The sequence below is a fragment of the Sorangium sp. So ce1036 genome (genome assembly GCF_051369805.1).
GTDB lineage: Bacteria > Myxococcota_A > Polyangia > Polyangiales > Polyangiaceae > Sorangium > Sorangium cellulosum_F.
In genome coordinates this window covers 3,781,160-3,807,617 of sequence record NZ_JBBMOX010000001.1, presented here as the reverse complement: position 1 = coordinate 3,807,617, position 26,458 = coordinate 3,781,160, and the positions used below count along the sequence as shown (strand labels likewise).

Annotated in this window: 27 protein-coding genes; 10 read left to right on the top strand and 17 right to left on the bottom strand. The window is 73.1% G+C overall.

Annotated elements, in window-relative coordinates; all coding sequences use genetic code 11:
- Nucleotides 1-9: 9 nt before the first annotated feature.
- Nucleotides 10-930: a transposase gene (locus tag WMF31_RS14640; RefSeq protein WP_436602532.1), complete on the bottom strand. Its 921-nt coding sequence runs from the start codon at nt 928-930 to the stop codon at nt 10-12.
- 486 nt (nt 931-1,416) lie between these two features.
- Here WMF31_RS14640 and WMF31_RS14635 point away from each other — a divergent pair, with 486 nt between their 5' ends.
- The gene (locus WMF31_RS14635; protein WP_436602531.1) at nt 1,417-2,061 is read left to right on the top strand and encodes a glutathione S-transferase N-terminal domain-containing protein; all 645 of its coding nucleotides are present in this window, start codon (nt 1,417-1,419) and stop codon (nt 2,059-2,061) included.
- Nucleotides 2,062-2,203: 142 nt separating this feature from the next.
- Nucleotides 2,204-2,707, top strand: coding sequence for an SRPBCC family protein (locus WMF31_RS14630; RefSeq protein WP_129349531.1), 504 nt, complete (start codon nt 2,204-2,206; stop codon nt 2,705-2,707).
- A gap of 334 nt (nt 2,708-3,041) precedes the next feature.
- On the opposite strand, the gene WMF31_RS14625 is transcribed toward WMF31_RS14630, so the two are convergent.
- The 3 genes from WMF31_RS14625 to WMF31_RS14615 are packed head-to-tail and all read right to left on the bottom strand — an operon-like array spanning nt 3,042 to nt 7,833.
- Entirely contained in the window at nt 3,042-3,764 is a 723-nt protein-coding gene (locus WMF31_RS14625; protein WP_436602530.1) for an MBL fold metallo-hydrolase, read from the bottom strand.
- 25 nt (nt 3,765-3,789) lie between these two features.
- On the bottom strand, nt 3,790-6,042 hold the full coding sequence (locus WMF31_RS14620) for a matrixin family metalloprotease (RefSeq protein ID WP_436602529.1): 2,253 nt from the start codon (nt 6,040-6,042) through the stop codon (nt 3,790-3,792).
- 21 nt (nt 6,043-6,063) lie between these two features.
- A complete protein-coding gene (locus WMF31_RS14615) occupies nt 6,064-7,833 on the bottom strand; it encodes a hypothetical protein (RefSeq protein WP_436602528.1) in 1,770 nt (589 codons plus the stop codon).
- Nucleotides 7,834-7,952: 119 nt separating this feature from the next.
- Here WMF31_RS14615 and WMF31_RS14610 point away from each other — a divergent pair, with 119 nt between their 5' ends.
- Nucleotides 7,953-8,498, top strand: a complete 546-nt coding sequence (locus WMF31_RS14610; RefSeq protein WP_436602527.1) for an FKBP-type peptidyl-prolyl cis-trans isomerase — start codon at nt 7,953-7,955, stop codon at nt 8,496-8,498.
- Nucleotides 8,499-8,514: 16 nt separating this feature from the next.
- On the opposite strand, the gene WMF31_RS14605 is transcribed toward WMF31_RS14610, so the two are convergent.
- From WMF31_RS14605 to WMF31_RS14595, 3 genes are all read right to left on the bottom strand, one after another.
- On the bottom strand, nt 8,515-9,627 hold the full coding sequence (locus WMF31_RS14605) for a pyridoxal-phosphate-dependent aminotransferase family protein (RefSeq protein ID WP_436602526.1): 1,113 nt from the start codon (nt 9,625-9,627) through the stop codon (nt 8,515-8,517).
- 48 nt (nt 9,628-9,675) lie between these two features.
- Nucleotides 9,676-10,533 carry a serine/threonine protein kinase gene (locus WMF31_RS14600; RefSeq protein WP_436602525.1) on the bottom strand — a complete coding sequence of 286 codons (858 nt, stop codon included), beginning with the start codon at nt 10,531-10,533 and terminating at the stop codon, nt 9,676-9,678.
- A gap of 95 nt (nt 10,534-10,628) precedes the next feature.
- Entirely contained in the window at nt 10,629-11,045 is a 417-nt protein-coding gene (locus WMF31_RS14595) for a tellurite resistance TerB family protein (protein WP_436602524.1), read from the bottom strand.
- A 162-nt stretch (nt 11,046-11,207) separates the two neighbouring features.
- Between WMF31_RS14595 and WMF31_RS14590 the strand changes: the two genes are divergently transcribed.
- Entirely contained in the window at nt 11,208-11,933 is a 726-nt protein-coding gene (locus WMF31_RS14590; RefSeq protein WP_436602523.1) for a tetratricopeptide repeat protein, read from the top strand.
- Between the two features lie 106 nt (nt 11,934-12,039).
- Here the strand turns inward: WMF31_RS14590 and WMF31_RS14585 are convergent, their stop codons facing one another.
- Both WMF31_RS14585 and WMF31_RS14580 read right to left on the bottom strand, forming a co-directional pair.
- Nucleotides 12,040-12,408: a hypothetical protein gene (locus tag WMF31_RS14585; RefSeq protein WP_129349541.1), complete on the bottom strand. Its 369-nt coding sequence runs from the start codon at nt 12,406-12,408 to the stop codon at nt 12,040-12,042.
- 12 nt (nt 12,409-12,420) lie between these two features.
- On the bottom strand, nt 12,421-12,804 hold the full coding sequence (locus tag WMF31_RS14580; protein ID WP_436602522.1) for a hypothetical protein: 384 nt from the start codon (nt 12,802-12,804) through the stop codon (nt 12,421-12,423).
- Nucleotides 12,805-12,994: 190 nt separating this feature from the next.
- Here WMF31_RS14580 and WMF31_RS14575 point away from each other — a divergent pair, with 190 nt between their 5' ends.
- Nucleotides 12,995-13,705, top strand: coding sequence for a nucleotidyltransferase family protein (locus tag WMF31_RS14575; protein WP_436602521.1), 711 nt, complete (start codon nt 12,995-12,997; stop codon nt 13,703-13,705).
- Here WMF31_RS14575 and WMF31_RS14570 read toward each other — a convergent pair.
- The 3 genes from WMF31_RS14570 to WMF31_RS14560 all read right to left on the bottom strand — a co-directional run bounded on the left by WMF31_RS14570 (nt 13,694) and on the right by WMF31_RS14560 (nt 16,497).
- Complete coding sequence (locus tag WMF31_RS14570) at nt 13,694-14,839, bottom strand: DegT/DnrJ/EryC1/StrS family aminotransferase (RefSeq protein ID WP_436602520.1); 1,146 nt, start codon at nt 14,837-14,839, stop codon at nt 13,694-13,696. The genes WMF31_RS14575 and WMF31_RS14570 overlap by 12 nt on opposite strands.
- 64 nt (nt 14,840-14,903) lie before the next feature.
- Nucleotides 14,904-15,902 (bottom strand): SDR family NAD(P)-dependent oxidoreductase, encoded by a 999-nt coding sequence (locus tag WMF31_RS14565; protein WP_436606562.1) that lies wholly within the window; start codon nt 15,900-15,902, stop codon nt 14,904-14,906.
- A 154-nt stretch (nt 15,903-16,056) separates the two neighbouring features.
- Complete coding sequence (locus tag WMF31_RS14560; protein WP_436602519.1) at nt 16,057-16,497, bottom strand: hypothetical protein; 441 nt, start codon at nt 16,495-16,497, stop codon at nt 16,057-16,059.
- 112 nt (nt 16,498-16,609) lie between these two features.
- Here WMF31_RS14560 and WMF31_RS14555 point away from each other — a divergent pair, with 112 nt between their 5' ends.
- Complete coding sequence (locus tag WMF31_RS14555; protein WP_436602518.1) at nt 16,610-17,470, top strand: endonuclease/exonuclease/phosphatase family protein; 861 nt, start codon at nt 16,610-16,612, stop codon at nt 17,468-17,470.
- Between the two features lie 139 nt (nt 17,471-17,609).
- Nucleotides 17,610-18,500 carry a cysteine synthase A gene (cysK, locus tag WMF31_RS14550; RefSeq protein WP_436606561.1) on the top strand — a complete coding sequence of 297 codons (891 nt, stop codon included), beginning with the start codon at nt 17,610-17,612 and terminating at the stop codon, nt 18,498-18,500.
- 64 nt (nt 18,501-18,564) lie between these two features.
- Here the strand turns inward: cysK and mazG are convergent, their stop codons facing one another.
- The gene (mazG, locus tag WMF31_RS14545; protein ID WP_129349555.1) at nt 18,565-19,419 is read right to left on the bottom strand and encodes a nucleoside triphosphate pyrophosphohydrolase; all 855 of its coding nucleotides are present in this window, start codon (nt 19,417-19,419) and stop codon (nt 18,565-18,567) included.
- 212 nt (nt 19,420-19,631) lie between these two features.
- Between mazG and WMF31_RS14540 the strand changes: the two genes are divergently transcribed.
- The 3 genes from WMF31_RS14540 to WMF31_RS14530 all read left to right on the top strand — a co-directional run bounded on the left by WMF31_RS14540 (nt 19,632) and on the right by WMF31_RS14530 (nt 22,199).
- A complete protein-coding gene (locus WMF31_RS14540) occupies nt 19,632-21,011 on the top strand; it encodes a hypothetical protein (RefSeq protein ID WP_436602517.1) in 1,380 nt (459 codons plus the stop codon).
- Between the two features lie 303 nt (nt 21,012-21,314).
- Entirely contained in the window at nt 21,315-21,758 is a 444-nt protein-coding gene (locus WMF31_RS14535; RefSeq protein WP_436602516.1) for a helix-turn-helix transcriptional regulator, read from the top strand.
- Between the two features lie 54 nt (nt 21,759-21,812).
- A complete protein-coding gene (locus WMF31_RS14530) occupies nt 21,813-22,199 on the top strand; it encodes a VOC family protein (protein ID WP_436602515.1) in 387 nt (128 codons plus the stop codon).
- A 160-nt stretch (nt 22,200-22,359) separates the two neighbouring features.
- Here WMF31_RS14530 and WMF31_RS14525 read toward each other — a convergent pair whose 3' ends face one another.
- From WMF31_RS14525 to WMF31_RS14510, 4 genes are all read right to left on the bottom strand, one after another.
- Nucleotides 22,360-23,199 carry a hypothetical protein gene (locus tag WMF31_RS14525; RefSeq protein ID WP_436602514.1) on the bottom strand — a complete coding sequence of 280 codons (840 nt, stop codon included), beginning with the start codon at nt 23,197-23,199 and terminating at the stop codon, nt 22,360-22,362.
- A 156-nt stretch (nt 23,200-23,355) separates the two neighbouring features.
- The gene (locus tag WMF31_RS14520; protein WP_436602513.1) at nt 23,356-23,619 is read right to left on the bottom strand and encodes a hypothetical protein; all 264 of its coding nucleotides are present in this window, start codon (nt 23,617-23,619) and stop codon (nt 23,356-23,358) included.
- The gene (locus WMF31_RS14515; protein ID WP_436602512.1) at nt 23,616-24,047 is read right to left on the bottom strand and encodes a hypothetical protein; all 432 of its coding nucleotides are present in this window, start codon (nt 24,045-24,047) and stop codon (nt 23,616-23,618) included. Before WMF31_RS14515 ends, WMF31_RS14520 begins: the two co-directional genes overlap by 4 nt.
- Before the next feature lie 664 nt (nt 24,048-24,711).
- Complete coding sequence (locus WMF31_RS14510) at nt 24,712-26,256, bottom strand: IMP dehydrogenase (RefSeq protein ID WP_436602511.1); 1,545 nt, start codon at nt 26,254-26,256, stop codon at nt 24,712-24,714.
- Nucleotides 26,257-26,458 lie beyond the last annotated feature (202 nt).

Genomic DNA, 26,458 nt, shown 5'->3' with positions numbered 1-26,458 from the left:
CGCGCGGTTCTATACCGCGAGCACCGCGTCGTCCACGCTGACGCCATGAAACGTGCGCATCCACCATGTCCCCACCGGGAACAGGACGCTACGCACACCAGAACACCATCGTTCGAGCGCCGCCTTGTACGACGCGCGGAACGCGCGCACAGCGGCAGCAGCCGTTCGCCGCGCGTCGCCCTGGTCACGGCCGACGGCGAACGTCGGATTGCGCACACGCAGCCCCTCGAAGCTCGTAGCTCGCTCGTAAGGGGAGACCTCACTGGCCCGCTCGGCTCCTAGGAAGCCACGTCCTTGCCCCTCCAATTCCGCATGGGCCTGCGCTTCCTGGCGTTCGAGCTCGGCAGCGACCTCATGACGGAAGCCCTCTGCGTTCTCCTGTTCGATGCCCGGCGGCAGCGCGAGCGGGAGCGTCGCTTCCTCGGCCCACTGAGGATTCTTGGGGTCGAGGTACGCCGACGGACGCGTCGCGTGGAGCGCGCCACGGCCGAGCTCCCCCACCTCCACCTTGGCGCCCGGCCATTCCCTCGCATGCCGAACCAGTCCGGCCGCCACCGGGTTCGCGAGCACGTACGCGATCTTCTCCACCACCGCCGTCTGCGTCAGCAGCCGTACCACGCTCGTGGCCTCATGGTCCCAGACCGGACCTTCCCACTTGCGCAGCACCTTCGTGCCCAGCGCGACGATGCGGTGGAAGAACTGCAAGAAGCGCGGTAGCACACCCTGCATATCAGTCACGACCAGGTGCAGATGTGTCGACATCGCGCAAAGGGCATGAACTTCGACGCCGTAGCGGCGGGCCGAGACAGCGAGGGCGTAGACCAACAGCTGGTTGATGGCCGCATCTGGGCGCAGCAGCAGGTGCCGGCGCAGGACCCGACGGGTGAGCAGGTAGGTCGCGCCTGGAACGATCTCGCGTGGCTGGCTCATGGCCGGAGCGTAGAGACAAGCGTCGTGCCGTGAGTCGGCGTGAATCATTTCAGTGGGTTACCCCGCTCGGAGGGTGGCGGCCGCCGGCTTCCGCCAGATTCCGCCACACTTGCCGGAGCGCGCTGCGCTGGTCCAGCCCGGGCTGCTCGGCCAATCGTTGGGCAGCGGGTCGCACAAAACCCGCCCCAACCTGGGTCGGGGTCGCCCCAACCTGGGTCGGGCCTCCCCAACCTGGGTCGGGCCTCCCGGGTCGCGCCTCCCCCCCCACCCCAACCTGGGTCGGGCCTCCCGGGTCGGGTCGCGCCTCCCCCCCCCACCCACCCCAACCTGGGTCGGGCCTCCCCCCCCAACCTGGGTCGGGCCTCCCCACCCCCAACCTGGGTCGGGCGTCCCCCTGGGTCGGGCCTCCCCCAACCTGGGTCGGGCCTCCCCACCCAACCTGCGAACCCCGTCGCCCCGGGCCGAGGCATGTGATATCTGGAGCGGGTGACCGAGCCCGTATCCGATCTTATTCCCACCCTCGTCGGTCGCTCGAGCTCCCATTTCACGCGCGTCACGCGCATCTTCGCCGCGGAGCTCGAGGTCGCATACGCCTTCGAGGTTGTCCCCGACCTGCGATCCATGAACGCCGCGGATTTCGCGGGCAACCCCGCGCTGCGCTTGCCAATCCTGCGAACCGGGGCGACCACGTGGCTCGGCACGCTCAACATCTGCCGCGAGCTCGCGCGCCGGGCACCGGTGCAGCGGCCCGTAGTCTGGCCCGAGCACCTCACCGCCGCCCTGGCGGCGAACGCGCAGGAGCTCGTCGTGCAAGCCATGGCCACCGAAGTCTCGCTGATCATGAGTCAGCTCGCGGGCACGCCCAGGGACGACGCGCATCTCACCAAGCAGCAGCAGAGCCTGCTCAACATGCTCACCTGGCTCGACGACAACGTCCAGGCGGTACGCGCCGGCCTGCCCCAGGATCGCGCCCTCAGTTACCTGGAGGTCTGCATGTTCTGCCTCGTCACGCACCTCGAGTTCCGGAGTATGCTGGCCACGAGCGGCTACCGGGCCCTCGCGGCCTTCTGCGAGGAGTACGGCCAGCGCGCATCGACCCAGGCAACCACGTATCGCTTCGACACTCCGTGAGTCCGCCCGGCGTATCGCCTCCAGCGCCGAGGGGCGCCGTGCGGCATGGCAGGCGCGTAACGCTCTGGCCGCACATTTGCCCGACGGCCCTGCGGCCCGGGCACCGTCAGTCCTGATTCGTAGAATGCAAAGAGGAGCCCACATGAACCCCCGACCCACTGGCCGCGTCCGAAACACAGCGACAGGCGCCGATCTCGTGATCACCCGCAGCTTTCGCGCTCCCATCGAGGACGTCTGGCGTAGCCTCACCGCCTCCGAGAGCACGGCGCGCTGGATCGGCCCATGGGAGGGGGGAGCGGGGCCCGGCACGACGGTGCGCCTCCAGATGGCATTCGAGAAAGGTGCGCCTTCGTGCGACATCTCGATCGACGCTTGCGAGCCGCCGCATCGCCTCGCGGTCTCGATGAAGGATGATCACGGCGACTGGCGGATCGAGGTCTCGCTCACGACACAGGGCGAAACCACCGAGCTCATGTTCGTCCAGCACCTCACCGATCCGGCGCTCGCCGGCGACGCCGGGCCGGGCTGGGAGTATTACCTGGACATGCTCGCCGCCTCCCGCCTCGGCGAGCCGCTGCCCGACTTCGCCGACTATTATCCGGCGCAGCGTGCTTACTACCTGGGCGACGCACGCGCGCAGGAGTAGCCAGCGCCGGCGCGCGAAGGCTCGGCCCACGCGCGAGAGCGCAACTCCTCGTCCATGGGCCTGGGCAACGGCTGGCCGACGCGAGCTGCGACACGATGTCCAGCGGCCATCTCCAGCACATCAACGGCATCGCGGACGGCAACGGCATCGCGTCATCTCGTCGCGCCGCTCGGACGGCAGCGGCTCCATCCTGGATCGGCACAGCCCCCGCGCGGCGTTCGTCAACAACGTCGGCTCTCGCAACGGCGGGCCTCGCATTCGCCTGATCCGCAGCCCCGATGCCGTGATCGTGAGCGACACCCGCGAGGGCTGCCCGCGCGCCGCGGCGCCGGGCTCAGCGCTCGCCCGCGAGCGCGCGCGAGAGCTCGCGCAGGAGCGCCGCCCCGTCGCCCTCGTAGGCCTGTCCGTGCATGCAGGCGAGCACGCGGGGAGACGTGGCCGCCAGCTTCTCGAGGAGCCGGGGCGCGTCGCGGCCGTGCGCGTAGTAATCCATCGACCGGCGCATCGCCTCGCTCGGCGCGAGGATGTCGTCGCGCGTGAGCGCGGGGCGGCCCCCGCCGGGCTGCGTGAACAGGTCGCCGCAGAGCAGCGTCCCGGTCGACTCCTCGAACAGGTACCCGCACTCCCAGCCGTGCGGCAGGTGGGGCGCGTCGAGCCAGCGCACGCGGCGCTCCCCGAGCGCGAGGACCTCGCCGTCCTGGAGCGCCCGCGGCGCGCGATCGAACAGGTCCGCGTCGACCATCGCGGCGACCCGCCCGCACACCGGCACCGCCTGCGGGGCGGCGTCGAGCAGCGCGTTCATGGCGCCGCACTCGTCCGCCTCGCAATGGGAGAACGCCACGTAGCGCAGCCGCTCGACCGGCATCACCCGCGCGATCGCCGCGCGCACCGCCGGAAACAGGCGGCGCGGGCCGGTGTGGAACAGCAGCGGGGCGTCGTCGAGCAGGAGATACTGGTTGAACGAGAACGCGGTCTCGCCGGTCCCCATCGGCGTGTGCAGCTGGTAAATCCCGTGGGCCACCTCGGTGACCCGGGTCTCCGTCAAGGGATCCGTCATCTCTCCTCCTCTCCGGCCGCGCCGATCAGCTCGCCGCGGCGGCCTGCTGCGCCTCCGCGCGCGCGCGGAGGCGCTGCCTCGCGGAGGGGCCGCCCGGGTGGCGCACCGAGGCGACGGCGCGAGCCATCGCGTCGCGCCAGTAGCGGGCGACGTCCTCGCGCTCCGTGAGCAGGGCGTCGATGGCCCCGTGGTCGGTCTCGAGCTCGACCGAGAAGCGGTCGCCGCGGGGCACCACGTGGATGCCGTGGACCTCCCCCGCGGAGATCGCGGCGCCGAGCCGGCCCTCGGGCCGCAGATCGATGGCGCCGGCGCGGCTCACCCACGGCGCGACGACGAAGCGGCCCTGCGCGAACCACGCGACCGGCGCCGAGCGCGCCGCGTACCTGGACGAGAACCTCGCCACGCCGAGGAACGCGTAGCCCGCGAGCGAGAGCAGCGCGGCGGCGCTGCCGACGCCGATCGCGATGCCGCTGTCGCCCGCCGAGGCGCTCCGCATCACCTGGATCCAGAGCGCGAGCGCGCCGAGCAGCAGCGCGGCCCCGATGAGCCCGTTGCGGGCCGCGGACGAGCGCGGCCCCCGGCTCGCGTGGTCTCGCAGCACGAGCAGCTCCCCCTCGCTGCGGAGCGCGAACCGCGAGAGCGCCGCGGCCGTGAGCGGCGGCGCGGGCTCGGGCGCGGGCTCGGGCAGCGACCGCGGCGCGATGGCGTCCGGCGGCTCGGTCGCCCGCGCGGTCTCGAGCGGGACGCGCAGCGAGGCGGCCAGCGGCGCGGCCACCGCCTCGACGAGCGCCTCCGCCCGCGCGGCCTCGAGATCCTGCGCCTCGGCCACGAGCAGGCGCTGCGCTGCCCCGGCGCGCCCCGCCGAGGGCTCCTTCGGCGCGAGCGCGAGCCAGGCGGCGGCGAGGGTCCGCTCGCGGCCGCACGTGGCCGCGCCGCAGCACGGGCGCTGCGCCGTGGTCACCTCGACGCGCACGGCCTCGCGCGGCTCGACCGCGCCCTCGCCCGCCGCCCCGGCGCCGCCCTCCCCGGATCGCGCCCCCTCACCGCCGGCGAGCCGCAGCGGCGCGATCCGGACGACGCTCGCGCCGCGCTCGATCCGGAGCCACACGGGATCGCGCGGCGCCGGGCCGAAGGGGGTGTCCTTGTCGCGCGTCGGCGCGCCGAGCTCGGGCGCCGCGCGCAGGAGCAGCGGCGCTCCGCCGTCCGCCGCGAGGGCGCGCGCCGCGCCGGCCGGATCGCCCAGCGGGTCGAGGGCGGCATCGGCGCTGTTGACCCCAAGGGCGCGGAGGGCGTGCGCGACCTCCGCGTCGAACGCTGCACTGCTCGACTCGGGCATGGCGGCACGTTTGCCCCGGCTGCGCTGGGTTGTAAAGCGGGCCCGTCCGCGCCGGCACATCCACGACGCGCCCAGCATGGCGAGCAGCAGGGCTCCTCCGACGCCCCGCGGCCGCCCCCCCGCCGCGCAGGAGCAGCCCGCGCCGCGCTCGCCCTCTCCCACGCCGTCGCGCCCTGACCCCTCCCCGGCCCCACCCCCTGCCCCCGGCGCGGCGCCGCCCGCGCCGCCCGCGTCCTCGACGCCGCCGCCCGCGGCCGCCGTCGGGCCCGCCCCCGGGCCGCCGCCCGAGCTCGCCGCCGTCGTCCCGCCGATCGGGTAGAGCGCGCAGACCCCCTCGATGTCATCGCTCTCGAGCGATCGCATCGTGGTCCCCCCCGGATAGAACCCCAGCATCGTCGCGTCGCGCGCGTTCGTGTGGCCGAGGCCGAGGAAGTGCCCTCCCTCGTGGGTGGCGATCGACTGCACGTCGACGCAGCCCCCCTCCCCGCTGTCGTTCCAGCAGAAGCCCACGTCGTTGAACGCCATGTCCGCGTCGTCGATGACGTCATCCGGCCCCCACACCGGCGTCGTGATCGCGAGGATCGCCTCCGCGTCGCCGAACGCGTCCGGCCAGCGGTCGCTGATCCAGAGGATCACGTTGTCGCCGTCGTCGAAGTCGTATCCCGCGTCCGTGTCACCGAGGTGCACGGCCTGCCACGCCGTGCAGCCCGGGCTCGACCAGGCGGCGAACCCGGCCTCGACGGCGGCGACCACGACCCCGGAGAGCGGCTCCGGGATCGTCTTCCGGTGGATGTGGTAGCGGACCGGCAGCTCCCCCCAGCGGGGGACGACCTCGAGGTCGAGCGGCGCCCACGCGGCGGCCTCGCGGGCCCCGGCGAGCAGCGCCGGCCCGGCGGCGAGCGCGGCCGCCAGGGCGAGCGCGGCCCTCGAGCGTCCCTTCATCCTCCCGTCATTTTCGCCCTCTCACCGGCCCTCCACCAGCACCTCGAGCTCCTCGGGCTCCGCGCCCCCCTCGAGGGGCAGCCGCACCTCGACCCCCTCGTGGACGGGCAGGATCGCCGGGATGGGCCAGGCGCGCGGCGCGCGGCCCTCGTCCGCCGCGACCTCGCGGAGCGTGACGCCGCGCTGCGGGGCCACGCTGCCGTTGAAGAGGCAGGCGCGCAGCCGCCCCTCCTCCACCCGGACCGAGCAGGGGACGACCTCGGCCGTCGCGCGCCGGATCCGCGAGAGCGTCGCCTCCTCCTCGGGCGCGGCGGGCAGGAGCGACAGCAGCGCCTCGTGGGCGCGCGGATCCCGGTGCCACGCGAGCATCATCGCCGCGTGGATGCGCACGACGCGGTAACGCGCGCGCGTCAGCTCGAAGAACGCGTCCGGCGGCGCCGGCGCGATCCGGCCGCCGAGCATGCCCGTCACCTCCGGCTCGATCTGCACCTCCGTGCCGGGCGCCTCGACGTGCCACTTCACCGCGCGCCCGGGCGCGAGCTCGCCCTCCCAGAACAGCCCGCGCTCGGTGATCCCGGCGCGCTCGCCGCGGTGGTTGCGCCGCGCGAACGTGAGCAGCACGCGAAAATCGCTGAGGGGCTCGGCGCTGTTGTTGACGACCGCGAGCTCGAACTTGTACCGGCCGCGCGCCGGCCGCCGCGCGGCCCTGCCCCCGTCGCCCTCCTCGCCCCCCCCGCCGTACCGCCTGAGGATCGGCGCGATCACCCCCGCGCCGTCCTCTGGCCCGGTCGCCCCGAGCACGCTGAGGATCGGCACCCCCTGCTTCCAGAGCGGCGAATCCGCGCGGTCGCAGAGGCAGTGCGCGAGCGACAGCTCGGCGCGCTCCCGGCGCTCGCTCTCGAGGACCGCGGCCGACGCGCCGCGCGCCGCCGGCCCGAGGCCGCGCGCCGCCGGCTGCCCGGTCGGGGGCAGATCCCGGGGCGTCGCGAAGCGCTTCACGAACGCCATCGTCCCCACGATGCCGACCACGGCGAGCGCCGCGGGCACGAGCACGCGGGCCCGGAGCGGGAGCGCGTCGGCCCCCTCCTCGGCGCCGCGGGACGGTGGCGCCGGCGGCGCGGCGAGCGGCGTCGGCCGGGGCGCGAAGGCGGGCGCCGGGGCGCCGGCGTCCGGGCCCGCGAGCCGGTCCGGCGCGAAGCCCATGCGGCGCGACAGCTCCGCCATGAGCGCGTCGCGCAGGCGGTCCGAGGGGGGCCCGCCCCAGGCCGCGAGCCGCGCGGCGAAGCGCAGCGCGAGCCAGATCGCGAGCGCGACGAGGAGCGCGAACGACGCGGTCCCGAGCGGGCCGCTCGCGAGGTCATCCGGGGACAGCGCCGCGGCGAGCACGCCGACCGGCGCCGGCGCGACCCAGCTCGCCAGGCGGGCGCGCTGGCGCGCGCGGTACGCGCTCTCCATGGCCTCCATCGCCGCGGGCGAGGTCACGCCGGGCGCGCCGGGCAGGTCGCCCTCGAACCGCGCGAGCACGAAGCAGTTGTGCGGCGCGCACGCGGACGGATCGAGCGCGACGCACAGCGACTTGCCGCGCCGGAAGAGGCCGCGGACCGCGGTGTAGGGCACCGCGAAGCGGACCGGGGCGGCCACGGCGCCCAGGGCGAACCCCTCGGCGTAGCCGGCGACGTGGACGAGCTCCACCTCCAGCTCCGTCTCGGCGCAGGTGAAGCGCACCGCACCGACGGCATTGGCGCCCCCCTCGGCGATCGCCAGGGCAGCGACGGAGAACGCGCGGGCCAAGGTGGGCGCAACCTAACCGCGCGGGCCGGAGCGCTGCAACGGAAACCCGGCCCTCCGGGGCGCCCGGGCGCGGGCCGTGACCGTTGATCGCCCCGCTCCGGGTGCGTAAGACGTGCGCCATGAAGCTCACCCAACTGGTCCTCGCCGTCTCCTTCGCCGTCGTCCTCGGCCCGGCCGCGGGTTGCGAGGAGAAGGTCCCCGAGCCGGAGCTGCCGCCGGGCAGCGCCGTGCCCGCCGTGAAGCCCCCCGAGCCGGAGCCCGCCGACCTGATCAAGGAAGACGTCACCGTGGGCACCGGCGCCGAGGCGAAGGACGGCGACCGGGTCCGCGTCCACTACACGGGGCGGCTGCTGAAGAACAACGCCGAGTTCGACTCGTCCGTCGGCAAGGAGCCGTTCGAGTTCACGATCGGCGAGGCCGAGGTCATCAAGGGCTGGGATCTGGGCGTGGTCGGGATGAAGGTGGGCGGCAAGCGCAAGCTCACGATCCCCTCGCGCCTCGCCTACGGCGAGGCCGGCTCCCCGCCGAAGATCCCGGGCAAGGCGACGCTCGTCTTCGACATCGAGCTGCTCGGCGTCGGCGACGAGGGCAAGGACGAGGGCAAGGGCGACAAGGCCGGCGCCGCGGCGGCCGGGAAGAAGGGCGCGCCCAAGGCGGCGAAGTGATCCGGGGCCGCCGCGCTCAGACGACGCGCGCGAGCGCCTCGAGGAAGATCTCGTAGACCTCGAGCGGGTACTCGCCCATGTGGAAGATCCTGAACAGCCTGTCCGACAGCTTCCCCTGGGCCGCGTAGATCTCGAACACGTGCCCCTCGACCGGCTCGCTGGCGAGCCGGCTCGCCATCTCGTCATAGGTCCTCCCGGCGGGGATGTGCAGCGCGGTCCCGATCGACTGGAGCGGCATGCCCGGCCAGCGCGCGATCGTCAGCCCGAGCCGCTCGTAGCCCGGGCGCAGGATCGCGCAGCGCGCCTGGTACACGGCGTGTCGCCCGGCGACGCCGCCCGTCGCGGCGAGGTGGTCCAAGGCCGCGATCACCTGGCAGAGGCTCATCGGATCGATCGTGTAGGGGTGCGCGCCGCCCTGCTGGGCGCGCCAGGTCTTGTGCAGCTCGAGGCTGGGGACGCGGGCGGGGATGCGCTCCATCTCGGCGAGCAGGTCCTTGCGGACGAGCGCCACGGTCAGGTTCGGGTGGCTGTGGAGGCCCTTGTTGCAGGAGCCCATGACGGCGGAGACGCCGGAGCCCTCGAGGTCCATCGGCTCGACGAAGAGCGCGCTGATGCCGTCGACGAGCAGCTTCTTGCCGTATTTCCTGGCGAGCGCGCCGACCTCGGCCACGGGGTTCAGCGTGCACGTCGACGTGCCCCCGTACACGATGGCCACCGCGTCGGCCTCGTCCGCGGCGAGGACGGCCTCGATCTTCGCGAGGTCCGGGCGCTCGCCGTACGGGAGGCACAGGTCGACCACCGGCTGGCCGAGCGTCCCGGCGAACTCGAAGATCCGGTCGCCGTACGCGCCGTTCCGGACGACGAGGAGCCGCTCGTCACGGCGCAGGCAGGAGCCGAGCACGGCGGCCATCGACGTCGAGCCCGAGCCCGTCAGGAGGACGGCCTCGTAGCTCGGCGCGCCGAGCGCCTCGACGATGCCGCGGCGGGCCCGGTCGAGCAGCGGCCGGAGGCGCGGTCCGCGCGGGACGATCGGGCTCTCGCCGTAGGTGCGAGAGACCTGGTTCACCGCGTCCGGCAGGTGGAACACCGCGGGCGTGAGCGAGACGACGCGTGGTGAGGCGGCGGTCATGCCGCGAGGTGTAGCCCGAGAGCCGCGCGCGACGCAGCGGGGATCGCGCTACGGCCAGCGGAGCTGCTGCAGGTCGTCCCAGACCTCGCGCGCGGAGTGATAGCGGTACGCGTCGCGGCGGCGCAGCAGCTTGGCGATGACCTGGCTCAGCGGCGTGCCGAGCGCCTCGGCCTTCTGCCGCGGGGCGCCCTCGGCGATCTGCCGAGTGATCTCCTCGTAGGGGGCCTCCACGTCGATGGCCGGCAGGCCGGTGTGCATCTGGTACATGAGCAGCCCGAGCTGGTAGAGGTCGCTCTGCGTCGTCGTGTACCCCGCCGTCACGAGCTCCGGCACGAGGATCTTCGGGTTGGCGACCTGCGGGCGGAACCAGCGGGTGGTGCCGTCGAGCTGGTGGGCCACGCCGAAGTCGGTGAGCTTGACGAGCGGCCTGTGGTCGAGCTGGGAGATGAGCACATTGCCCGCGTGCAGGTCCGCGTGCACGACGCCGTTGTCGTGCAGGTACTGGAGCGTCATCAAGAGCTGGCGCGAGAGCTCCACGAGCAGCGACGGCTGGAACGGGGTGCCGAGCAGCGCCCTGAGGCTCGTGTCGCACCGCTCGAGCGCCAGGTAGAACAGGTAGTTCACCTCGAACGCGTCGTGGATGTAGACGATGTTCGGGTGGCGGAAGCTCTCCAGGCGGAGCATCTCGCGCGACCACTCCTCCTTGACGACCTGGTACGGCTTGTTCGCCGGTCGCAGCATCTTCAGGGCGTACGGCTGGCCGAACGGCCCGATGCACTCGTACACCGAGCCGTACTGGCCATCGCCGATGAGCGCTCCGATCACGTAGGTCCCCCGGGTCGAGGTCAGCGCGGTGCCCGGGACCGGGAACGGGATCAGGAACGAGCCGGTGGAGGACCAGGTCACGGCGCCGCCATCGTAACCGAAAACGACGGCGCGGGTTCACCCTGCGGCGCGCGCCCCGGGGCCCGTCAGCGCGGCGGCCCGCGGCGGCCGGCCGCTCACGAGGCGGCGAGCTTCCGCAGGACGTCCGCGGCCTCGGCCTGATCGAGCTCGAGGGCCTCGGCGACCTGGAGCAGGAGATCGCGCTCGCTGTCCCGAACGATGCCGTCCGCGACCACGACCTGGGCGGCCAGGGAGAAGGCGACCTTCCGGGCGGGCGGGGTGGCGAGCCGCTCCTTGAGCGCCGCGAGCCGGGCGGCGCGGCCCTCCTGCTGGAGCTGCGCCACGACGCGCTGGATGAGCTCGTCCATCGTGCTCTGGGGGATGCGGCGGTCCGTGAGCGACTCGACGCTGCGGGAGAAGTGCAGCTTCTCCTCCTGGCTGAACTCGCCGTCGGCGAACGCCGCGAGGAACATCAGCTCGATGAGCGCCTCCAGGTTGGGCTCATCCAGCGTCCGGAGCGGAGGAGGGCTCATGAGAGGCATGGGAAGGGTTTACACCGGGGCCTGGCGGGGCACTAGCCCGGAGCTCGGCCGCCAGACGCGACCGGGGCGGATGCGCCTCGCGCCCGGGGCAGGCGCCCCGTGCGCCCGGAGCAGACGGACCTGGGCGCGTTGGGGGAAGTCGATCGGTGTGTCATGAGTTCGAGCATGCACGTGCGCGAGCTCACCCCGGCGCTCCTCACCGCGCTCCTCCTCTGCGGTTGCGGCGGGACCGCCGCGAGCGCGCCGCGCCACGCCGCGTCGCCCGCGCGACCCGCCCCCGCAGCCGCGCCGGTCGTCGCGGCTCCGCCGGCGGAGGCGCCCCCGCCGAGGTTGCGGCTGCCTTGCGGGGACGACGATCTCGTCGGCTGCACGAACGGCTGCATCGACCACCAGATCGAGGATTGCGTGACGCTGGGGACGATGTACCTGAGCGGCGCGCGCGTCTCGATCGACGTGGAGCGGGCGCTCGGGTTGTTCAAGGCCGCCTGCGCGGAGGGGAGCGCGCGCGGCTGCCTGCGGCTGGGCGACGCCTACCACGAGAAGCTCGCGCGCGGCGACAGCGGCGAGGAGGCGGCGCTCTACGGGCGCGCCTGCGACGCGGGCGCGAACCTCGGATGCCTCGCCGCCGGCAGGGCCTACCTCCGCGGCGAGGGCGTGAGCGCCGACCCCGGGCGCGCGGCCGCGCTCTTCCGGCGCGTCTGCGAGCGCGGCAACGCCCCCGCCTGTGTCGAGCTCGGCGACCTCCACGCGCAGGGAGAAGGCGTGCCGCGCGACCCCGAGAAGGCGACCGAGCTGTTCACGAAGGCGTGCAAGCTCGGCTTCGACGAGGGGTGTCTCCGGGCGAGCCGCACCGGGGACGTCCTCCCGCCGCGCGACTGACGCGGCGGCCGCCGCGCAGCCCGCTGCCCGCCTCGCCGCGCAGCCCGCTGTCCGCCTCGCCGCGCAGCCCGCTCCCTGCCCGGTCCGCGCGCTGCCTCGCTTCCGCTCAGTCGGCCCGGCGGCGCTGCGCGATGTCCAGCGCCGCGGTGATCATCGCGGTGAGCTGCGTATCCGTGACGTTCTCGGACGGGAGGATCACGAGCTCCGCGCCGATGCGCCGCGAGAGCTCGACGAACCCCTCCGGATCGAACGCCCGCACGTCCTGGGTCATCACGATCGCGAGCGGGTTGAGCCAGGCCGCGCTCCCGCGGAGCGACACGAGGTCGCAGGCGAGCAGGTCGGCGCCCTCGACGAAGACCAGCCGGCGGCAACGCTCCGCGAGCTGCTCGCTCGCGCTCACGAGCAGCACGACCGAGGCTGACGTCGTCCGCTTGCTACGCCCCGCGGGGCGTGTCGGTAGTTCTCGCGCGCTCATCGTGCAGGCTCGTCAGCGCGCGAGGAGCGGGCGCCCGTACGAGCGCGCGAGGAGCGGACGCCCGTACGGGATCGGGCCCGCGCCCTGGGCCCGGGCCTGCGCGCGCGCCTCGTCATCCAGCGCGAGGTCCATGACGAAAGAGCCGAACGTCAGGCGGAAATCCCGGTCGTCCGGCCTGGCCGCGTGGAGCGCGAGCAGCGACAGCACGCTCCCGATCTGCGCCGCGGCCGGATCGTCCTTGCACGCGGCGAAGCGGTCCGCCAGCGCGCAGAGCCGCTGGAACAGCGGGCCGCCCGGGTGCGGGCCGGGACCGCACATGGCGAGGGTGCCGCTGCCGCGATACCCGAGCTTCCGGCGCTTCCTGGCGGTGGTGCGGGACGGAGGTACCATCGTCATGAGGTTTTGCCCATGTCGCGTGTGAAGGTTACATCTCTCCCCGCAGGGCCTGCGCATGCCGCGGGACGCTCTCCACATCACTAAAGACCCGCCGCAACAGAGTCAATCAGAGAGGACAGGCCGCCCAGGACCGCGCGCGGACATGCGGAATGGTCCCCCATCCGGGCGACGCGTAGGTATACGTCCCCGCATGAAGGCAGTCGTGCTCGCCGGCGGCAAAGGTTCCCGGCTCCGCCCCTACACCGCCCTGATCCCCAAGCCGCTGATGCCGATCGGCGATCGCACGATCGTCGAGATCCTCCTCCGGCAGCTGGCCCGCGCCGGCGTCACCGAGGTGGTGATGTGCATCGGCCACCAGGCCGCGCTCATCGAGGCCGTCCTCGGCGACGGGAGCCGGTACGGGCTGCGGATCACCTACCAGCGCGAGGAGACGCCGCTCGGGACGGTGGGCCCGCTGAGGCTCGTCGAGGCGGCCCTCCCGGAGCGCTTCCTCGTGATGAACGGCGATATCCTCTGCGACCTCGACTTCGCCGCGCTCCACGGCGCCGGCGAGGCGTCCGGGGCGCCGCTCACCGTCGCGGTCTGCGAGCGCGCCTCGAAGATCGACCTCGGGGTGCTCGACCTCGACCCCGCCGGGCGTGTCGTCGGGTTCCGCGAGAAGCCCACGTTCACGTTCTGGGTCAGCATGGGCATCTACGCCATGAGCCGGAGCGTGCTGCGCTTCATCCCGGAGGGCCGCCCCTTCGGGTTCGACGACCTCATGCACGCGCTGCTCGCGGCCGGCGAGCCGGTGGCCACCCTCCCCTTCCGGGGCCACTGGCTCGACATCGGCAGGAGCGACGACTTCGCCGACGCGCAGGACGAGTTCGAGAGGAACCGGCAGCGCTACCTACCGGAGTGAGGCGGCGAGCGCGTCGCACACCGCGTCGACGTCCTCGTCCTGCATGCGCGGGTGGAGCGGCAGCGTGAGCTCGCGGGCCGCGATCGCGTCCGTCCGCGCGAGCCCCTCCTTGCGCACCCGGGCCTCGGCGCCGTGGTGCGAGAAGCGGTGGATCGGCGTGTAGTGCACGCTCGTCTGGACGCCGCGCGCCTTCATCGCCTCCATCACGGCCGGGCGCGAGGCGCCCTCGGGCAGGAGCACCGGCATGAGGTGGTGCGCGCTCTCCCCCAGCCCGCGCGCGTAGAAGTCGCGGTACGGGAGCCCCACGCCGCGCGCCGCGGCGAGGCGCTCGTGGTAGCGCGCCGCGAGCGCCCGCCGCCGCGCGTTGCCCGCCGCGAGGCGGCCGAGCTGCACGAGGCCGATGGCGCTCCGGATCTCGTCGATGCGGTAGTTCATGCCCGCGTCCACGACGTCGTACGTGAACGCGTGCCCCTTGTGCCGGTCGAGGGTGAGCGTCGTCATCCCGTGCGCCCGGAGCAGCCGCATGCGCGCGAGGAGCGCGTCGTCCCTCGCGATCACGGCGCCCCCCTCGCCGACCGCGAGGTTCTTGTTCGAGAAGAAGCTCAGGCAGCCGACGTCCCCCAGCGTCCCGAGCGCCCTGCCCCGGTACGTCGCGAGCGGCGCGTGCGCCGCGTCCTCGATCACCGCGAGCCCTCGCTCGGCCGCGATCGCGGAGATCGCGTCCATGTCGCAGGGGTACCCGGCGTAGTGGACGACCGTGATCGCCCTCGTCCTCGGGGTGATCTTGCGGGCGACGTCGGCCGGGTCGACGCCGAGATCGCCCTCGCCGACGACGTCGGCGAGCACCACGGTCGCGCCGCACAGGAGCGCCGCGTTGGCGGTCGCCACGAACGTCAGGCTCGGGCAGATCACCTCGTCGCCCGGGCCGATGGAGAGCGCCACGCACGCGAGGTGGAGCGCCGCGGTGCAGTTCGTCACGGCCAGGACCCGCGGGGTGCCGAGCGCCTCGCCGAGCCGCTGCTCGAACAGCGCCGTGCGCTCCCCCATGGTCAGCCAGCCCGACGCGACCACCTGCCGCGCGGCCTCGGCTTCTTCAGGCCCGAACGAGAGATCGCTGAGAGGTATCTTCCACATGGCGTTCCATCCGGCCGGCGGGCGCGGGCGCGCGGGGCGCGCCGCCGTCGCGCGGCGTCGTGCGTCAGATCGCGTACTCGCGCGGCCGGTAGTCGGCGAGGTGCCGCTCGACGTATGCGTACGTGCGCGCGAGGCCCTCCTCGAGCGTCACCCGGGGCGCGTAGCCGACGAGCTCCGCGGCGCGGCGGTAGTCCGCGAGCAGCACCATGACCTCGCTCGCGTCGGGGCGCACCCGGGCCTCGTCGGTCACGAGCTCCGCGCGCTTGCCCGTCACCTCGAAGATGAGCCGGACGAGATCGCCGATCGAGACGGCGCGGCCGCTCCCCACGTTGAGCGTCTGCCCCACGGCCCGCGCGCTCGCGCCGACGAGGAGGAAGCCCGCGACCGTGTCGGCGACGAAGTTGAGGTCCCGCACCGGCGCGGTGCTCCCGATGCGGATCTCGGCGCACCCGGCGGCGAGCTGCTGCATCACGCTCGGGATGATCGCGCGCGACGACTGCCGCGGGCCGTAGGTGTTGAACGGCCGGATGGTCGCGACCTCGAGGCCGAAGGCGAGGTGGTAGCTCTCGGCGAGCTTGTCGGCGCCGATCTTCGTGGCCGAGTAGGGGGACTGGCCCGTCAGCGGGTGCGCCTCGTCGATGGGCGTGTACCGCGCCGTGCCGTAGGTCTCGCTCGTCGAGGTGTGGACCACGCGCGCGCCGTGCTCGCGCGCCGCCTCGAGCACGTTCAGCGTGCCCTGCACGTTCGTCGCCACGTACTGCTGCGGGGCCACGTACGAGTACGGGATCCCGATCAGCGCCGCGAGGTGGAACACGACGTCGGCGCCGCGCACGAGCGACCGGACCGCGCCCGCGTCCTCCACGTTGCCGGGGACGACCTCCACCTCGGCGAGCGCGTCCTCGGGGAGCCGGTCGAGGTGCCCGCGCCGCGAGCTCGAGGTGTACCGGACGAGCGCCCGCACGCGCGCGCCCTCCCGGACCAGCGCCTCGACGAGATGGCTGCCGATGAACCCGCCGGCGCCGGTCACCACGGCGCGCTTTCCCCGATAGAAGCCTTCGCTCACGGCCGCGTCCGTGACCCCTTGGGGGTCGCGCGTCAAGCGCGGACCGCCTCGCCGCGCCGGATCGCGCGGGCGGCGCGGCGCGCCGGATCGCGCGGGCGGCGCGGCGCGCCGGGCGGCGGGCGCCCCTCCGTGGAGCGCGCCCGCCGCGGCGCGCTCACTGGATCTGGATCTGATCGGTGGGCGTTGCGCCCGCCCCCTCCGTCGTGCCGAGCTCGCGGTGCACGCACAGCCCCTGCTTGCAGTACGACTCCGGCGGGCTCTTGCACTCGACCTGCGGCTCCTCGCACTTGCCGGTCTTGTAGCGCTCGGCCATGGGCTTGATCTTCTCGAAGGTCGCCTGGCTGACGGGCTTCGCGCAGCCCGGCCACTCGCTCTGGCGGCAGTCGGCGTCCGTGTTGCAGTGCTGCGCCTTGTTCACGAGCTCGAAGGCGTCGCCGCGGATCGTGTCGCACTCCTTGGGCTCCATCTTGCTCTCGCAGCCGGCGAGCAGCGCGAGCAGCGCGGGCAGGAGGAGGCTCGTGGGCAGGCGGAGCGGGGATCGAGATCGGAAGGAGGCCGATTCCGGCCGCCACCTTCGAGGGGCACACGCGATCATCCAGGTATCTCCCGGTCAGGGTCGCCCTTCCACGCTGGAGGGGCGACGGCTTGCGTCGTGTCCTTCGTATCACGGGCTGGATTCGGACGTGCAGCTGGCGTAGCCCCTCGGCATGGAACGTCCTCGAGAAGGCTCCGGGCCCCGGGGCTCCCTGCAGAGCAGCTCCGGCATCATCGTCCGCCAGTCCCTGCGCGTGCTCACCCTGAACATCTGGAACCGCCAGGGCCCCTGGGAGACCCGCCTCGCCCTCATCCGCAAGGGGCTCGTCGATCTCGCGCCCGACCTCATCGGCCTGCAGGAGGTGCTCGCGCACGACGGCCAGTCGCTGGCCGACATGATCGCCGAGGGGCTCGGCTACGAGGTCGCCTTCGGCGCGGCGCACGACCTCGGCGGCGGGGTGCTCTTCGGCAACGCGGTGCTGTCGCGCTGGCCGATCGCGCGGACCCAGGTGTTCCCCCTGCCCACGGGCGACACCGACGAGCGGCGCTCGATCCTGTTCGCCGAGATCGGCTCGCCGCACGGCGCGCTCCCGTTCTTCGTCACCCACCTGAACTGGAAGTTCCACCACGGCGCCGTGCGCGAGGCGCAGGTCGTCGCCGTGGCCGACGTCGTCATGCGCGAGGCGCCGATGGAGGGCCTGCCGCCCGTCGTGGTCGGCGACTTCAACGCGCAGCCCGAGTCCACCGAGATCCGGTTCCTGAAGGGCCTGCACGCCCTGAACCAGAAGAGCGTGTACTTCGCGGACACGTTCGATCAGACGGGCGCGGGCCCGGGCTTCACCTACGATCCCGCGCAGAACCCGTTCGCGGCGATCACGCACGAGTACCCGCGCCGCATCGACTACATCTTCGTGCGCGGCCCGGACAAGCGGGTCCGGGGCAAGCCGCTCTCGTCGAGGGTCGTCTTCGACGAGGTCGTGGACGGCGTGGCCGCCTCGGATCATTACGGCGTCTTCTCGGAGATCTCGATTTAGAGCGCGCCGCCCGGCCGCGTGTACACTGGACGCGATGTCATCCCCTGGAGTCCTGGGCATCGGCCCCTCGTGCGCGCAGGAGCCGCACGGCGAGGGCTCATCTACCGAGCCGGCGGCTCCGGTCCGCGTCGGCCCGGTCGTGCCCGACGCGCTGTCGCTCATCGGGGGCACGCCGCTCGTCCGGCTCGCCCGGGTGTCCCCCGAGGGGGGCGGCGTCCTGTACGGCAAGCTCGAGGCCATGAACCCGGGCGGCAGCGTCAAGGACAGGGCGGCGCTCGGCATGGTGCTCTGCGCCGAGCGCGAGGGGGCGCTGACGAAGGGGTCGACCATCGTCGAGGCGACGAGCGGCAACACCGGCATCAGCCTCGCGATGATCGCCGCGGTGCGCGGCTACCGCTGCGTGGTGGTGATGCCCGAGGACATGAGCGTCGAGCGCCGGCACATCCTGCGCGCGTACGGCGCCGAGATCGTCCTCACGCCCGAGCGCGAGGGCATGGCGGGCGCGGTCGCCCGCGCGGTCGAGATCTGCGAGGCGACGCCGGGCGCCTGGACGAGCCGCCAGTTCCAGAACCCGGCGAACCCCGACGCGCACGCGCGCGCGACCGGCGTCGAGATCCTCGCGCAGACGGGCGGCGACGTCGCGGCCTTCGTCGCGGGCGTGGGCACCGGCGGCACGCTGACCGGCTGCGGGCGCGTGCTCCGGGAGCAGCTCGGCGGCGCGGTCCGCATCTGCGCCGTCGAGCCGGCGAAGAGCGCGGTGCTCTCGGGGCGCGGCCCCGGCCCCCACGGCATCCAGGGCCTCGGCGCGGGCTTCGTGCCGGCGATCCTGGATCGCTCGCTCATCGACGAGGTCCTCGCGGTGACCGACGCGGCCGCGACCCGCATGGTGCGGCGCCTCGCCCGCGAGGAGGGGCTCCTCGTCGGGCCGAGCTCCGGCGCCAACGTCCACGCGGCCGTGGAGATCGCGCGCAGGGTGCGCGGGACGATCGTCACGGTGCTGCCCGACTCGGGCGAGCGCTACCTGCTCTGAGCGCGCGGCGCCGCGGGTGGATGCGCGACCGCGATGCCGACCGGGCGCGGGGTGGTCGCGCGGATCAGGCGGGCCGCTCGCCGCGCTTGGCCTCGTCCCAGTAGCCGTCGAGCTCTTCCAGCGTGAGCGTGTCGCCCGCGGCGGTCGTGGGCCAGCCGCCGTGTCGCTCGACGACCCGCCGCTCGACGTGCTCGAAGCGCCGGGTGAACTTGTCGATGGTGCGGCGCAGCGCCCCCTCCGCGTCGACGCCGGCGTGGCGCGCCAGGTTCCCGAGCGCGAACAGCACGTCGCCGAGCTCCTCCTCGATGGCGCCGTGGTCGCCGCTCGCGAACGCCCGGTCGAGCTCGCCGAGCTCCTCGTCCAGCTTGGCGCGCGAGCCCCGCGCGTCCGGCCAGTCGAAGCCGACGCGCGCGACCTTCTCACCCACCCGCTGCGCGCGCGTCAGCGCCGGCAGGCTGCGCGGGACGCCGCCCAGGACGCCGCGGTCCTTGCCCTGCTGGGCGCGCTCCGCCGCCTTGATGCGCTCCCAGTTCTGGAGCACCTCGTCGGTGTTCTCGGCGCGCTCGTCCGCGAACACGTGGGGGTGGCGCCGCACGAGCTTCTGGCAGATCGCGGCGATCACGTCGTCGGGGCCGAAGGCCCCCTCGGCCCGCGCGAGCTCGGCCTGGAACACCACCTGGAGCAGGAGGTCCCCGAGCTCCGCGCACAGCTCCTTGCGGTCGCCGCCGTCGATCGCGTCGATGACCTCGCAGGCCTCCTCGAGCACGTAGCGCCGCAGGGTGGCGAAGGTCTGCTCGCGGTCCCACGGGCACCCGTCGGGCGCGAGGAGCCGCTGCATCAGCTCGATCAGGCGCGGAAACGTGCGGCCGGCCTGCTCTGCGAGCGGCGGCGCCTCCACGGGCTCGAAGGGGCGAGGCATGCGGAGCTACCTAGCGCAAACCGCCCCCGCGGAGGAAGATCGGGCGGCGCGCCACAACGCAAAGCGTCATCCTGGTCATGCAGCCCGTGGCATGAGAAAAGTGCAGAGGTCGCCGGAAATGCGGCGCACGGGTCACCGAGGTTGCGGCGCAGAGGTCACCGAGGTTGCTGCGCAGGGGTCACCGGGGTTGCGTCGGCACGGCAAGGACGGGCATGAAGAGCGCAGGCTATGTGGTGCTGTTCACAATCGTCGGCTGCTCGCAGGGGGTGTGTCGGGGCGTGGGGAGCGCGCCGGGCACGGCGGGCCCAGCGGGCATGGTGACGAGCCCTGGGCAGGCCGAGGTGGACGCCGGGGCAGCGGAGGCCGGGGCGGCGGCGCAGCCTGACGGGGCCGAGCAGGCGGCGCTGGACGAGCAGCTCGGGTCGCTGCGGAAGGGCGGGCGCCACCTCGTCGCGGCGCCGCCGGACGACGCGGAGGCGCGGTCGTACGGCGCGTGGGTCGCGGCGGCGGCGCGAGCTGCGCAGGAGCGGCAGGCGCCGCCGGCCGCGCCGGCCGGGTTCGCGCTGCGGGTGCTCCCCGGCCGCGACCTCTGGGTGCTCTTCGAGGACGGCGCGCGCCGCCGCGGCGCGGTCGCGGTGGTGCTGCGGGTGGGGCCGGCGGCGCCGCTGCTCGTGGAGGCGCCGCACACGTTCTTCGACCAGGGGACGCTGCCCCTGGCGCTCGCCGTGTTCGAGGCGCAGCGGGCGCGCGCGTTGCTCATCAACACCTCGCACCGGTACGGCGGGCGGCCCAGGCCGGGCAGCGGCGCGCCGGATGAAGAGGGCGGCGCCGAGGGCGAGAGCACGAACGAGGGAGGCGGGGGCGGCGGCGGTGGGCCGCGGGCCGCGGGGGATGCGGGGCAAGATGGGGGCGGAGGCGCGCGCGCCGCGGCGGATGCCAAGCAGGATGGGGGCAGCGGCGCGCGCGCCGCGGCGGATGCCAAGCGGGATGGGCGGCGGGCCGCGCGTGCGAAGGGAGGCGGGGCGCGCGCCGCGGGGGGCGGGGAGCGTGCCGCGGGCCAGGGAGCCCAGGCCGATGGCGGTGGGACGCGGGAAGAGAGCGTAGAAGCGCGCGCGCGCGCGGCCGCGGCGCTCGCCTTCGCGGACGTGGCGCACGCCGAGCGCTCGTTCTTCCTGTCGGCGCACCGGGCGCTGCTCCAGGGCTTCCCCGGCATGCCCACGGTGCAACTGCACGGCTTCCAGGACAGCTCGGCGCCGGACGCCGCCGTCATCGGCAGCGCCGTCGGTCAGGGCGCCGATCTCGACCGGCTGCTCGACCCGCTGCGGGCGGTCCTCCGCGACGGGAAGATCCAGGGAAAGGTCCTCGCCTTCCCGGCCGACATCGACAAGCTCGGCGGCGCCACGAACGTGCAGGCGCGCTGGTCACGGCAGGTGGGCGCGCCGTTCTATCACCTCGAGCTGTCGCGATCGTTGCGTGACAAGCTGATCGAGGACGCCGACCTCCGGCGCCGCTTCGCCGGCGCGTTCGCGCAGGTCGCGGCTGGAGCGAGCCGGACGGGCGGCGCGGGCTGCGCTTCGAGCGAGGCGCGCTGACGGAGGCGGTGAAACCGCCCCTCTCGCGACGCGAGCGACGCCCCGCGGGCGGTCCCACCGCCCCTCTCGCGACGCGAGCGACGCCCCGCGGGCGGTCCCACCGCCCCTCTCGCGACGCGAGCGACGCCCCGCGGGCGGTCCCACCGCCCCTCTCGCGACGCGAGCGACGCCCCGCGGGCGGTCCCACCGCCCCTCTCGCGACGCGAGCGACGCCCCGCGGGCGGTCCAATCGCCCCTCCGGGCGAGGCTCCCGATGGGCCGGTTGTCCTCACCGCCGTGTCGGCCTACTCTTGTGCGCAGGCGATGCTGCTCGGACGCGACGCGCTGAGGAACCTCTGCCGGGCGCGGGACCTGCTCTCCGAGGTGCACGACTCGAAGCTGTCGATCGAGGACGTGGCGCGGGCGGCGGCGATCTCTCCCTATCACTTCATCCGGCAGTTCGAGGCGGTGTTCGGCGTGACCCCGCACCAGTACCGCATCCGGCGGCGCCTCGATCTGGCCAAGGAGCTCCTCGCGGCCGGGCAGCACTCGGTGACCGATGTGTGCATGGAGGTCGGGTTCTCCAGCCTCGGCAGCTTCAGCGCCCTCTTCGCGCAGCGGATCGGCGTGCCGCCTTCGGCGTACCGGCGGCGGCTGCGTGCGATGGTCCAGGTGCCGGGGAAGCTCCCGTGGGAGCTCGTCCCGGGGTGCCTCACCCTGATGGGACGGCTGCCGCCCGATGCGTTTCGCAGTTTTCGAGAAGCCTGAGCCGGGCGGCCCTGACAGACTCGGCCTCGAACCATCCGTTCAGCGAGGAGATCGATGAAGATCAAGCTCAACAGCATCATGGTCGAGGACCAGGACCGAGCGCTGAAGTTCTACACCGAGGTGCTCGGCTTCAAGAAGAAGCACGACATCCCTGTCGGGGAGTACCGGTGGATCACCGTGGTCTCGCCGGAGGGCCCCGACGACGTCGAGCTCGTGCTGGAGCCGAACGCCAACCCGGCGGCGAAGACGTTCCAGCAGGCGATGTTCACACAGGGCATCCCGCTCACCGCGTTCGAGGTGACGGATCTCCAGGCCGAGTTCACGCGCCTGAAGGAGCGCCAGGTCGCCTTCACCCAGGAGCCCACGCCCGCGGGCCCGGTCATGATCGCGGTGTTCTCGGACACCTGCGGGAACCTGATCCAGCTCTATCAACCCCTCTAGAGCGGTTCCCCTCCGCCTCCGGCACAAGCGCCGCAGCGAGGCGGTCACCTGCACAGGAGACGGGCCCAGATCGGCGTTTTCGGCGCGCAAGCGCACTCCTGTGCGCTGAGCACCGAAAACGTCGAGACGGGCCCAGATCCGAAGCGGGTGACCGCCTCGCTCAGTCGCACACGACCGGTGGCAGGTCGTTCAGCGGCGCGACACCGTGGTTGTCGAGCAGCGTGGCATTGCTCGAGGGCACCACCGTCTCACCGCAAAACACGTTTCGAACGAACGCGCCCGCGTTGCCCGTGATGCTGACATTCCCTCGGACGACCGAGAAGCTGATGCCGAAATCGTTGCCCCTCGACGCGAGATCGCCCGTGATCGTCAGGCCTCGCAGCCGCACCGCCTCGCCTTGCACCGTGATGCCGCCGTCGATGACCACCGCGCGCTCGAGGAACCCCTCGCCGTACAGGAGCGTGCCCCTGCCGGTGATCGTGATGCTGCCGACGTACCTGCCTGGGCGCAGCACGACGACCCGATCGTCCTCGGCCAGGCGAGCCTCGAGATCGGCCATGGGCACCGACGGATCGAGGAAGATCGCGCCCGACGCCTCGCTGACGGCGTAGCGGATGGGCGTGTTGTCGAAGAACGCCGCAGCGGAGCCGGAGAAGGCGATCGGCGCGTCCACCACGTCCCCCTCCGCCTGGATCGTGTGCGAGAGGGTGGCGCCCGCGACATCGAGCTCGACGCCGCCGGCCGGCGCGCCCACGACCGCGATGCCGTCCGCCGTGATGTCGCGGCCGCCCGGCGTGGCGGCCACGACGATCCCGTCGCGCGCGTCCCCGAGCTCGGCGGGCACCCCCGTGCTGTGCGGCTCGTTCACCACCGGATTGAGGATCGCCACGACGGCCGTGGCGCCGGCCGAAACGTCGACGTCCTCGGGAGTACCCGTGGTGTCGTCGCCGCCGCAGCCGACAGCGCCGGCGCACGCGAGCGCGAGCAGGGCGCATCGCACAGGGCGAGCGCTGGACGGTATCCGGCGGCCGAGGCCAGCCTGTGGCTCACACGCATCGCTTCTTTTCATCATCGTGAGAGGCTCCTGTGAATGAGGTCCTTCATAGAGAGATCGCGCACACGGGGCTCCTCGGACGGGCCGTTACGCAGATTGCATTCACCATCTCCTGAAGCGCCATCTGCCCTTCCCCTTTCCCTTGTGAATGACGAGGACCCGGCCGCCGTCGTCATCGTCGTCGTGCACCACCACCGTCGGCCTGGCGCGGACCTTCACGGCCCACGCGGTGGCCACCAGGATGCCGATCACGGGCGCGCTCGGGCCGACCACGATCACCGAGCCCGGACGATGATTGCAGAGCACCACGTCCGTGCGGCCGCCGTGCTTCAGCACCACCGTGATCTTGGTCGGGTTGACCTTCACGGCCAGCTTGCCGGTGAAATAGCGCCGATCGGGCCCGGGCGCGAGCACGAGGGCAGCACCCCGTTGAGCGCCGCGCCCTTCACCTTGAACTCGTAGCTGACCTCCGTGAGGTCATCCTCGAGCGCCGGGATCTTGGCCAGCAGCACTCCCCCCGCCCTGGGCTGCGGCACGAGCTCTGCGATCACCGGCGCTCCGCCCTTGCCAGGCACCTTGACGGTGACCCTGCCCGAGACGCCCTCCTCGATGGGCTTGCCGTCGCGGTCCTTCACCAGCACCGACACCTGCCCATCCTGGGCCACGGTCATGACGACCGAGCCGGGCTCGTGCTGCTCGGTCAGCGCCCAGTTGTCCTCGATGCTCTCCGCCGTGATCTGCGGCGATCTGCTGCAGGCGGGCACGGCGAGCGCCGTGGCGAGCGCGACGAGCATGGCTCGGAGACAGCCCTGGATTCGCATACATCCCTCTCTGGCAAAGCCTGGATCGCGGTCGTTGAAGCCACGGGGTCAGCCCCGCGCGGCGACAGCTCGAAGCGCAAGGGCGCGCTGCGAGCGGGCTGAAGAGATTCCGCATCTGCCCTCGGGCTCACGGGTCCCCCGCAGCACGATGCCCTCGGGCTCACGAGCCCTTCCGCAGCACGATGCCCTCGGCGCAGGCTGCCAAGGTGGCGTTCGCCCGCGCGGTAGCGCTGCCCGCCATGAGCACACCTCCCCCACCCACGAAGATCATCCGAAGCTGCAGTCGCGCCGCGGTCCGTCGGCGGCTCAAGAATCGAACGGCCGACGACCCCGGTGCGCCGAGCGAGCGATCCGGCCGCATGCGGCTCCGGAGCGCCGAAATCACACAGGATCGCGCGCTGGGCGGCAGCGAGTGTTGCAGCAACCTCTGCGCGCGCAGGGGCAACGGCGTGTCGGTCTGCGTCCGCGCAGGGGGGTGTGCGACCCGGTAGGCGAGGCGTGGGACGGCCCGGCTCAGTGCTGCTCGAACGCGTGTATCGAGATCGCCCCCGGCGCCGTGTTCTGCCAGTCCATCGGCGGCAGCACGCCTACCGGCGAGCTCTGCGCGCGCCGGGCAGCCCGCCCCGACGCGGCGCGCTCAGGCCTCTCGGGGGCTGGTGCGCGTCTCCTTCAGCATCACGTCGTGGACGCCGCCCTCGCGGATGCTGACCGCCGAGGCGACGGTCAGGCGCGCGCGCATGTACAGATCGCGGAGCGTCAGGGCGCCGCAGTTGCACATCGTCGAGCGCACCTTGGCGAGCGTGACGTCGAGGTTGTCCTTCAGCTTGCCCGCGTACGGCACGTAGCTGTCGACCCCCTCCTCGAACTCGAGCTGGTCCTTCTTCTTGGCGGTGTCGCCGTGGTCGTAGCGCTGCCAGTTGCGCGCGCGGTTGCTCCCCTCCCCCCAGTACTCCTTCACGAACTGGTTGTTCACGCGCACCTTGCGCCCCGGCGCCTCGTCGAACCGCGCGAAGTAGCGGCCCATCATGATGAAATCGGCGCCCATCGCGAGCGCGATCGTGATGTGGTAATCCTGGCTGATACCGCCGTCGGAGCAGATCGGCACGTAGATGCCCGTCTTCCGGAAGTACTCGTCGCGCGCCTTGGCCACCTCGATCACGGCCGACGCCTGGCCGCGACCGATGCCCTTCTGCTCGCGCGTGATGCAGATCGAGCCGCCGCCGATGCCCACCTTGACGAAGTCGGCGCCGGCCTCGACCAGGTAGAGGAACCCCTCGCGATCGACCACGTTGCCGGCGCCGATGTAGCCGTGCGGGTATCTCGACTTCACGAACGCGATGGTGTCGCGCTGCCACTCCGAGTAGCCGTCCGACGAGTCGATGCAGAGCACGTCCGCGCCCGCTTCCATCAGCGCCGGCACGCGCTCCTCGTGATCGCGCGAGTTGATGCCGGCGCCGACGATCAGCCGCTTCTCGCGGTCCACGTTCTCGAGCGGGTGCTCCTGGTGCGACTCGTAGTCCTTGCGGAACACCAGGTAGTGCAGGTGCTGGCGCTCGTCGATCACCGGCAGGGTGTTGAGCTTGTGGCGCCAGATGAGCTCGTTCGCCTCCTCCAGGTCGATGCCGACCTTGCCGCAGTGGATCGAGCGGAACGGCGTCATGATCTCGCGCACCGGCGTGCCGAGCGGCGTCTTGCCGAGCCGGTAGTCGCGGCTCGTGATGATGCCGACGAACTTGCCCGTGGGCGTGCCGTCCTCCGTGATCGCGATCGTGGAGTGCCCCGTGCGCTCGGTCAGCGCGAGCACGTCGCCCAGCGTCGCGTCGGGGCGCAGGTTCGAGTCGCTCACGACGAACCCGGCCTTGTAGTTCTTCACGCGCCGCACCATGGCGGCCTCTTCCTCGATGCCCTGCGAGCCGTAGATGAACGACAGCCCGCCGCAGCGCGCGAGCGCGATCGCGAGCTCGGCGCCCGAGACCGACTGCATCAGCGCGCTGGTGACGGGCACGTTGATCGTGAGCGGCGCCTGCCTCGGGTCCGGTGGGCTCGCGCTCGGATCGGCCTTGAACCGGACGACGGGGGCCGTGAGGTCGACGTTGGCGGGGACGCAGTCTTTCGTCGTCAGGTTCGGGACGAGCAGGTACTCGCCGAAGGTCCTGCTCGGCTCATCGTAGATGAATGCCATGTCGGCTAGTAGTGCGGCCTTCCCGGACTGTCAACGCGACCGGCCAGGCGCCGCGGGGCCCGGCCGCACGGCGCGCGCCGCCCGGGTGAGCGGACAGGGTGAGCTGGATGGGGGGCAGGAGGGGCGCGACGCGCGCCGGTGGGGCCTCCGCGGAGGCCCTGGAGGACGTGGGGCGCGGGCGGCGAGGGCGCGGGGCCGGCGT

Coding starts and splice junctions, on each gene's coding strand:
- WMF31_RS14575 (WP_436602521.1), top strand. CDS start 12,995: ATGAAGGCAGTCGTGCTCGCCGGCGGCAAAGGTTCCCGGCTCCGCCCC.
- WMF31_RS14510 (WP_436602511.1), bottom strand. CDS start 26,256: ATGGCATTCATCTACGATGAGCCGAGCAGGACCTTCGGCGAGTACCTG.
- WMF31_RS14555 (WP_436602518.1), top strand. CDS start 16,610: ATGGAACGTCCTCGAGAAGGCTCCGGGCCCCGGGGCTCCCTGCAGAGC.
- WMF31_RS14620 (WP_436602529.1), bottom strand. CDS start 6,042: ATGAAGGGACGCTCGAGGGCCGCGCTCGCCCTGGCGGCCGCGCTCGCC.
- WMF31_RS14540 (WP_436602517.1), top strand. CDS start 19,632: ATGAAGAGCGCAGGCTATGTGGTGCTGTTCACAATCGTCGGCTGCTCG.
- WMF31_RS14610 (WP_436602527.1), top strand. CDS start 7,953: ATGAAGCTCACCCAACTGGTCCTCGCCGTCTCCTTCGCCGTCGTCCTC.
- WMF31_RS14530 (WP_436602515.1), top strand. CDS start 21,813: ATGAAGATCAAGCTCAACAGCATCATGGTCGAGGACCAGGACCGAGCG.
- mazG (WP_129349555.1), bottom strand. CDS start 19,419: ATGCCTCGCCCCTTCGAGCCCGTGGAGGCGCCGCCGCTCGCAGAGCAG.
- WMF31_RS14580 (WP_436602522.1), bottom strand. CDS start 12,804: ATGACGATGGTACCTCCGTCCCGCACCACCGCCAGGAAGCGCCGGAAG.
- WMF31_RS14535 (WP_436602516.1), top strand. CDS start 21,315: ATGCTGCTCGGACGCGACGCGCTGAGGAACCTCTGCCGGGCGCGGGAC.
- WMF31_RS14560 (WP_436602519.1), bottom strand. CDS start 16,497: ATGATCGCGTGTGCCCCTCGAAGGTGGCGGCCGGAATCGGCCTCCTTC.
- WMF31_RS14625 (WP_436602530.1), bottom strand. CDS start 3,764: ATGACGGATCCCTTGACGGAGACCCGGGTCACCGAGGTGGCCCACGGG.
- WMF31_RS14640 (WP_436602532.1), bottom strand. CDS start 930: ATGAGCCAGCCACGCGAGATCGTTCCAGGCGCGACCTACCTGCTCACC.
- WMF31_RS14595 (WP_436602524.1), bottom strand. CDS start 11,045: ATGAGCCCTCCTCCGCTCCGGACGCTGGATGAGCCCAACCTGGAGGCG.
- WMF31_RS14515 (WP_436602512.1), bottom strand. CDS start 24,047: ATGCTCGTCGCGCTCGCCACGGCGCTCGCCGTGCCCGCCTGCAGCAGA.
- WMF31_RS14570 (WP_436602520.1), bottom strand. CDS start 14,839: ATGTGGAAGATACCTCTCAGCGATCTCTCGTTCGGGCCTGAAGAAGCC.
- WMF31_RS14605 (WP_436602526.1), bottom strand. CDS start 9,627: ATGACCGCCGCCTCACCACGCGTCGTCTCGCTCACGCCCGCGGTGTTC.
- WMF31_RS14585 (WP_129349541.1), bottom strand. CDS start 12,408: ATGAGCGCGCGAGAACTACCGACACGCCCCGCGGGGCGTAGCAAGCGG.
- WMF31_RS14630 (WP_129349531.1), top strand. CDS start 2,204: ATGAACCCCCGACCCACTGGCCGCGTCCGAAACACAGCGACAGGCGCC.
- WMF31_RS14590 (WP_436602523.1), top strand. CDS start 11,208: ATGAGTTCGAGCATGCACGTGCGCGAGCTCACCCCGGCGCTCCTCACC.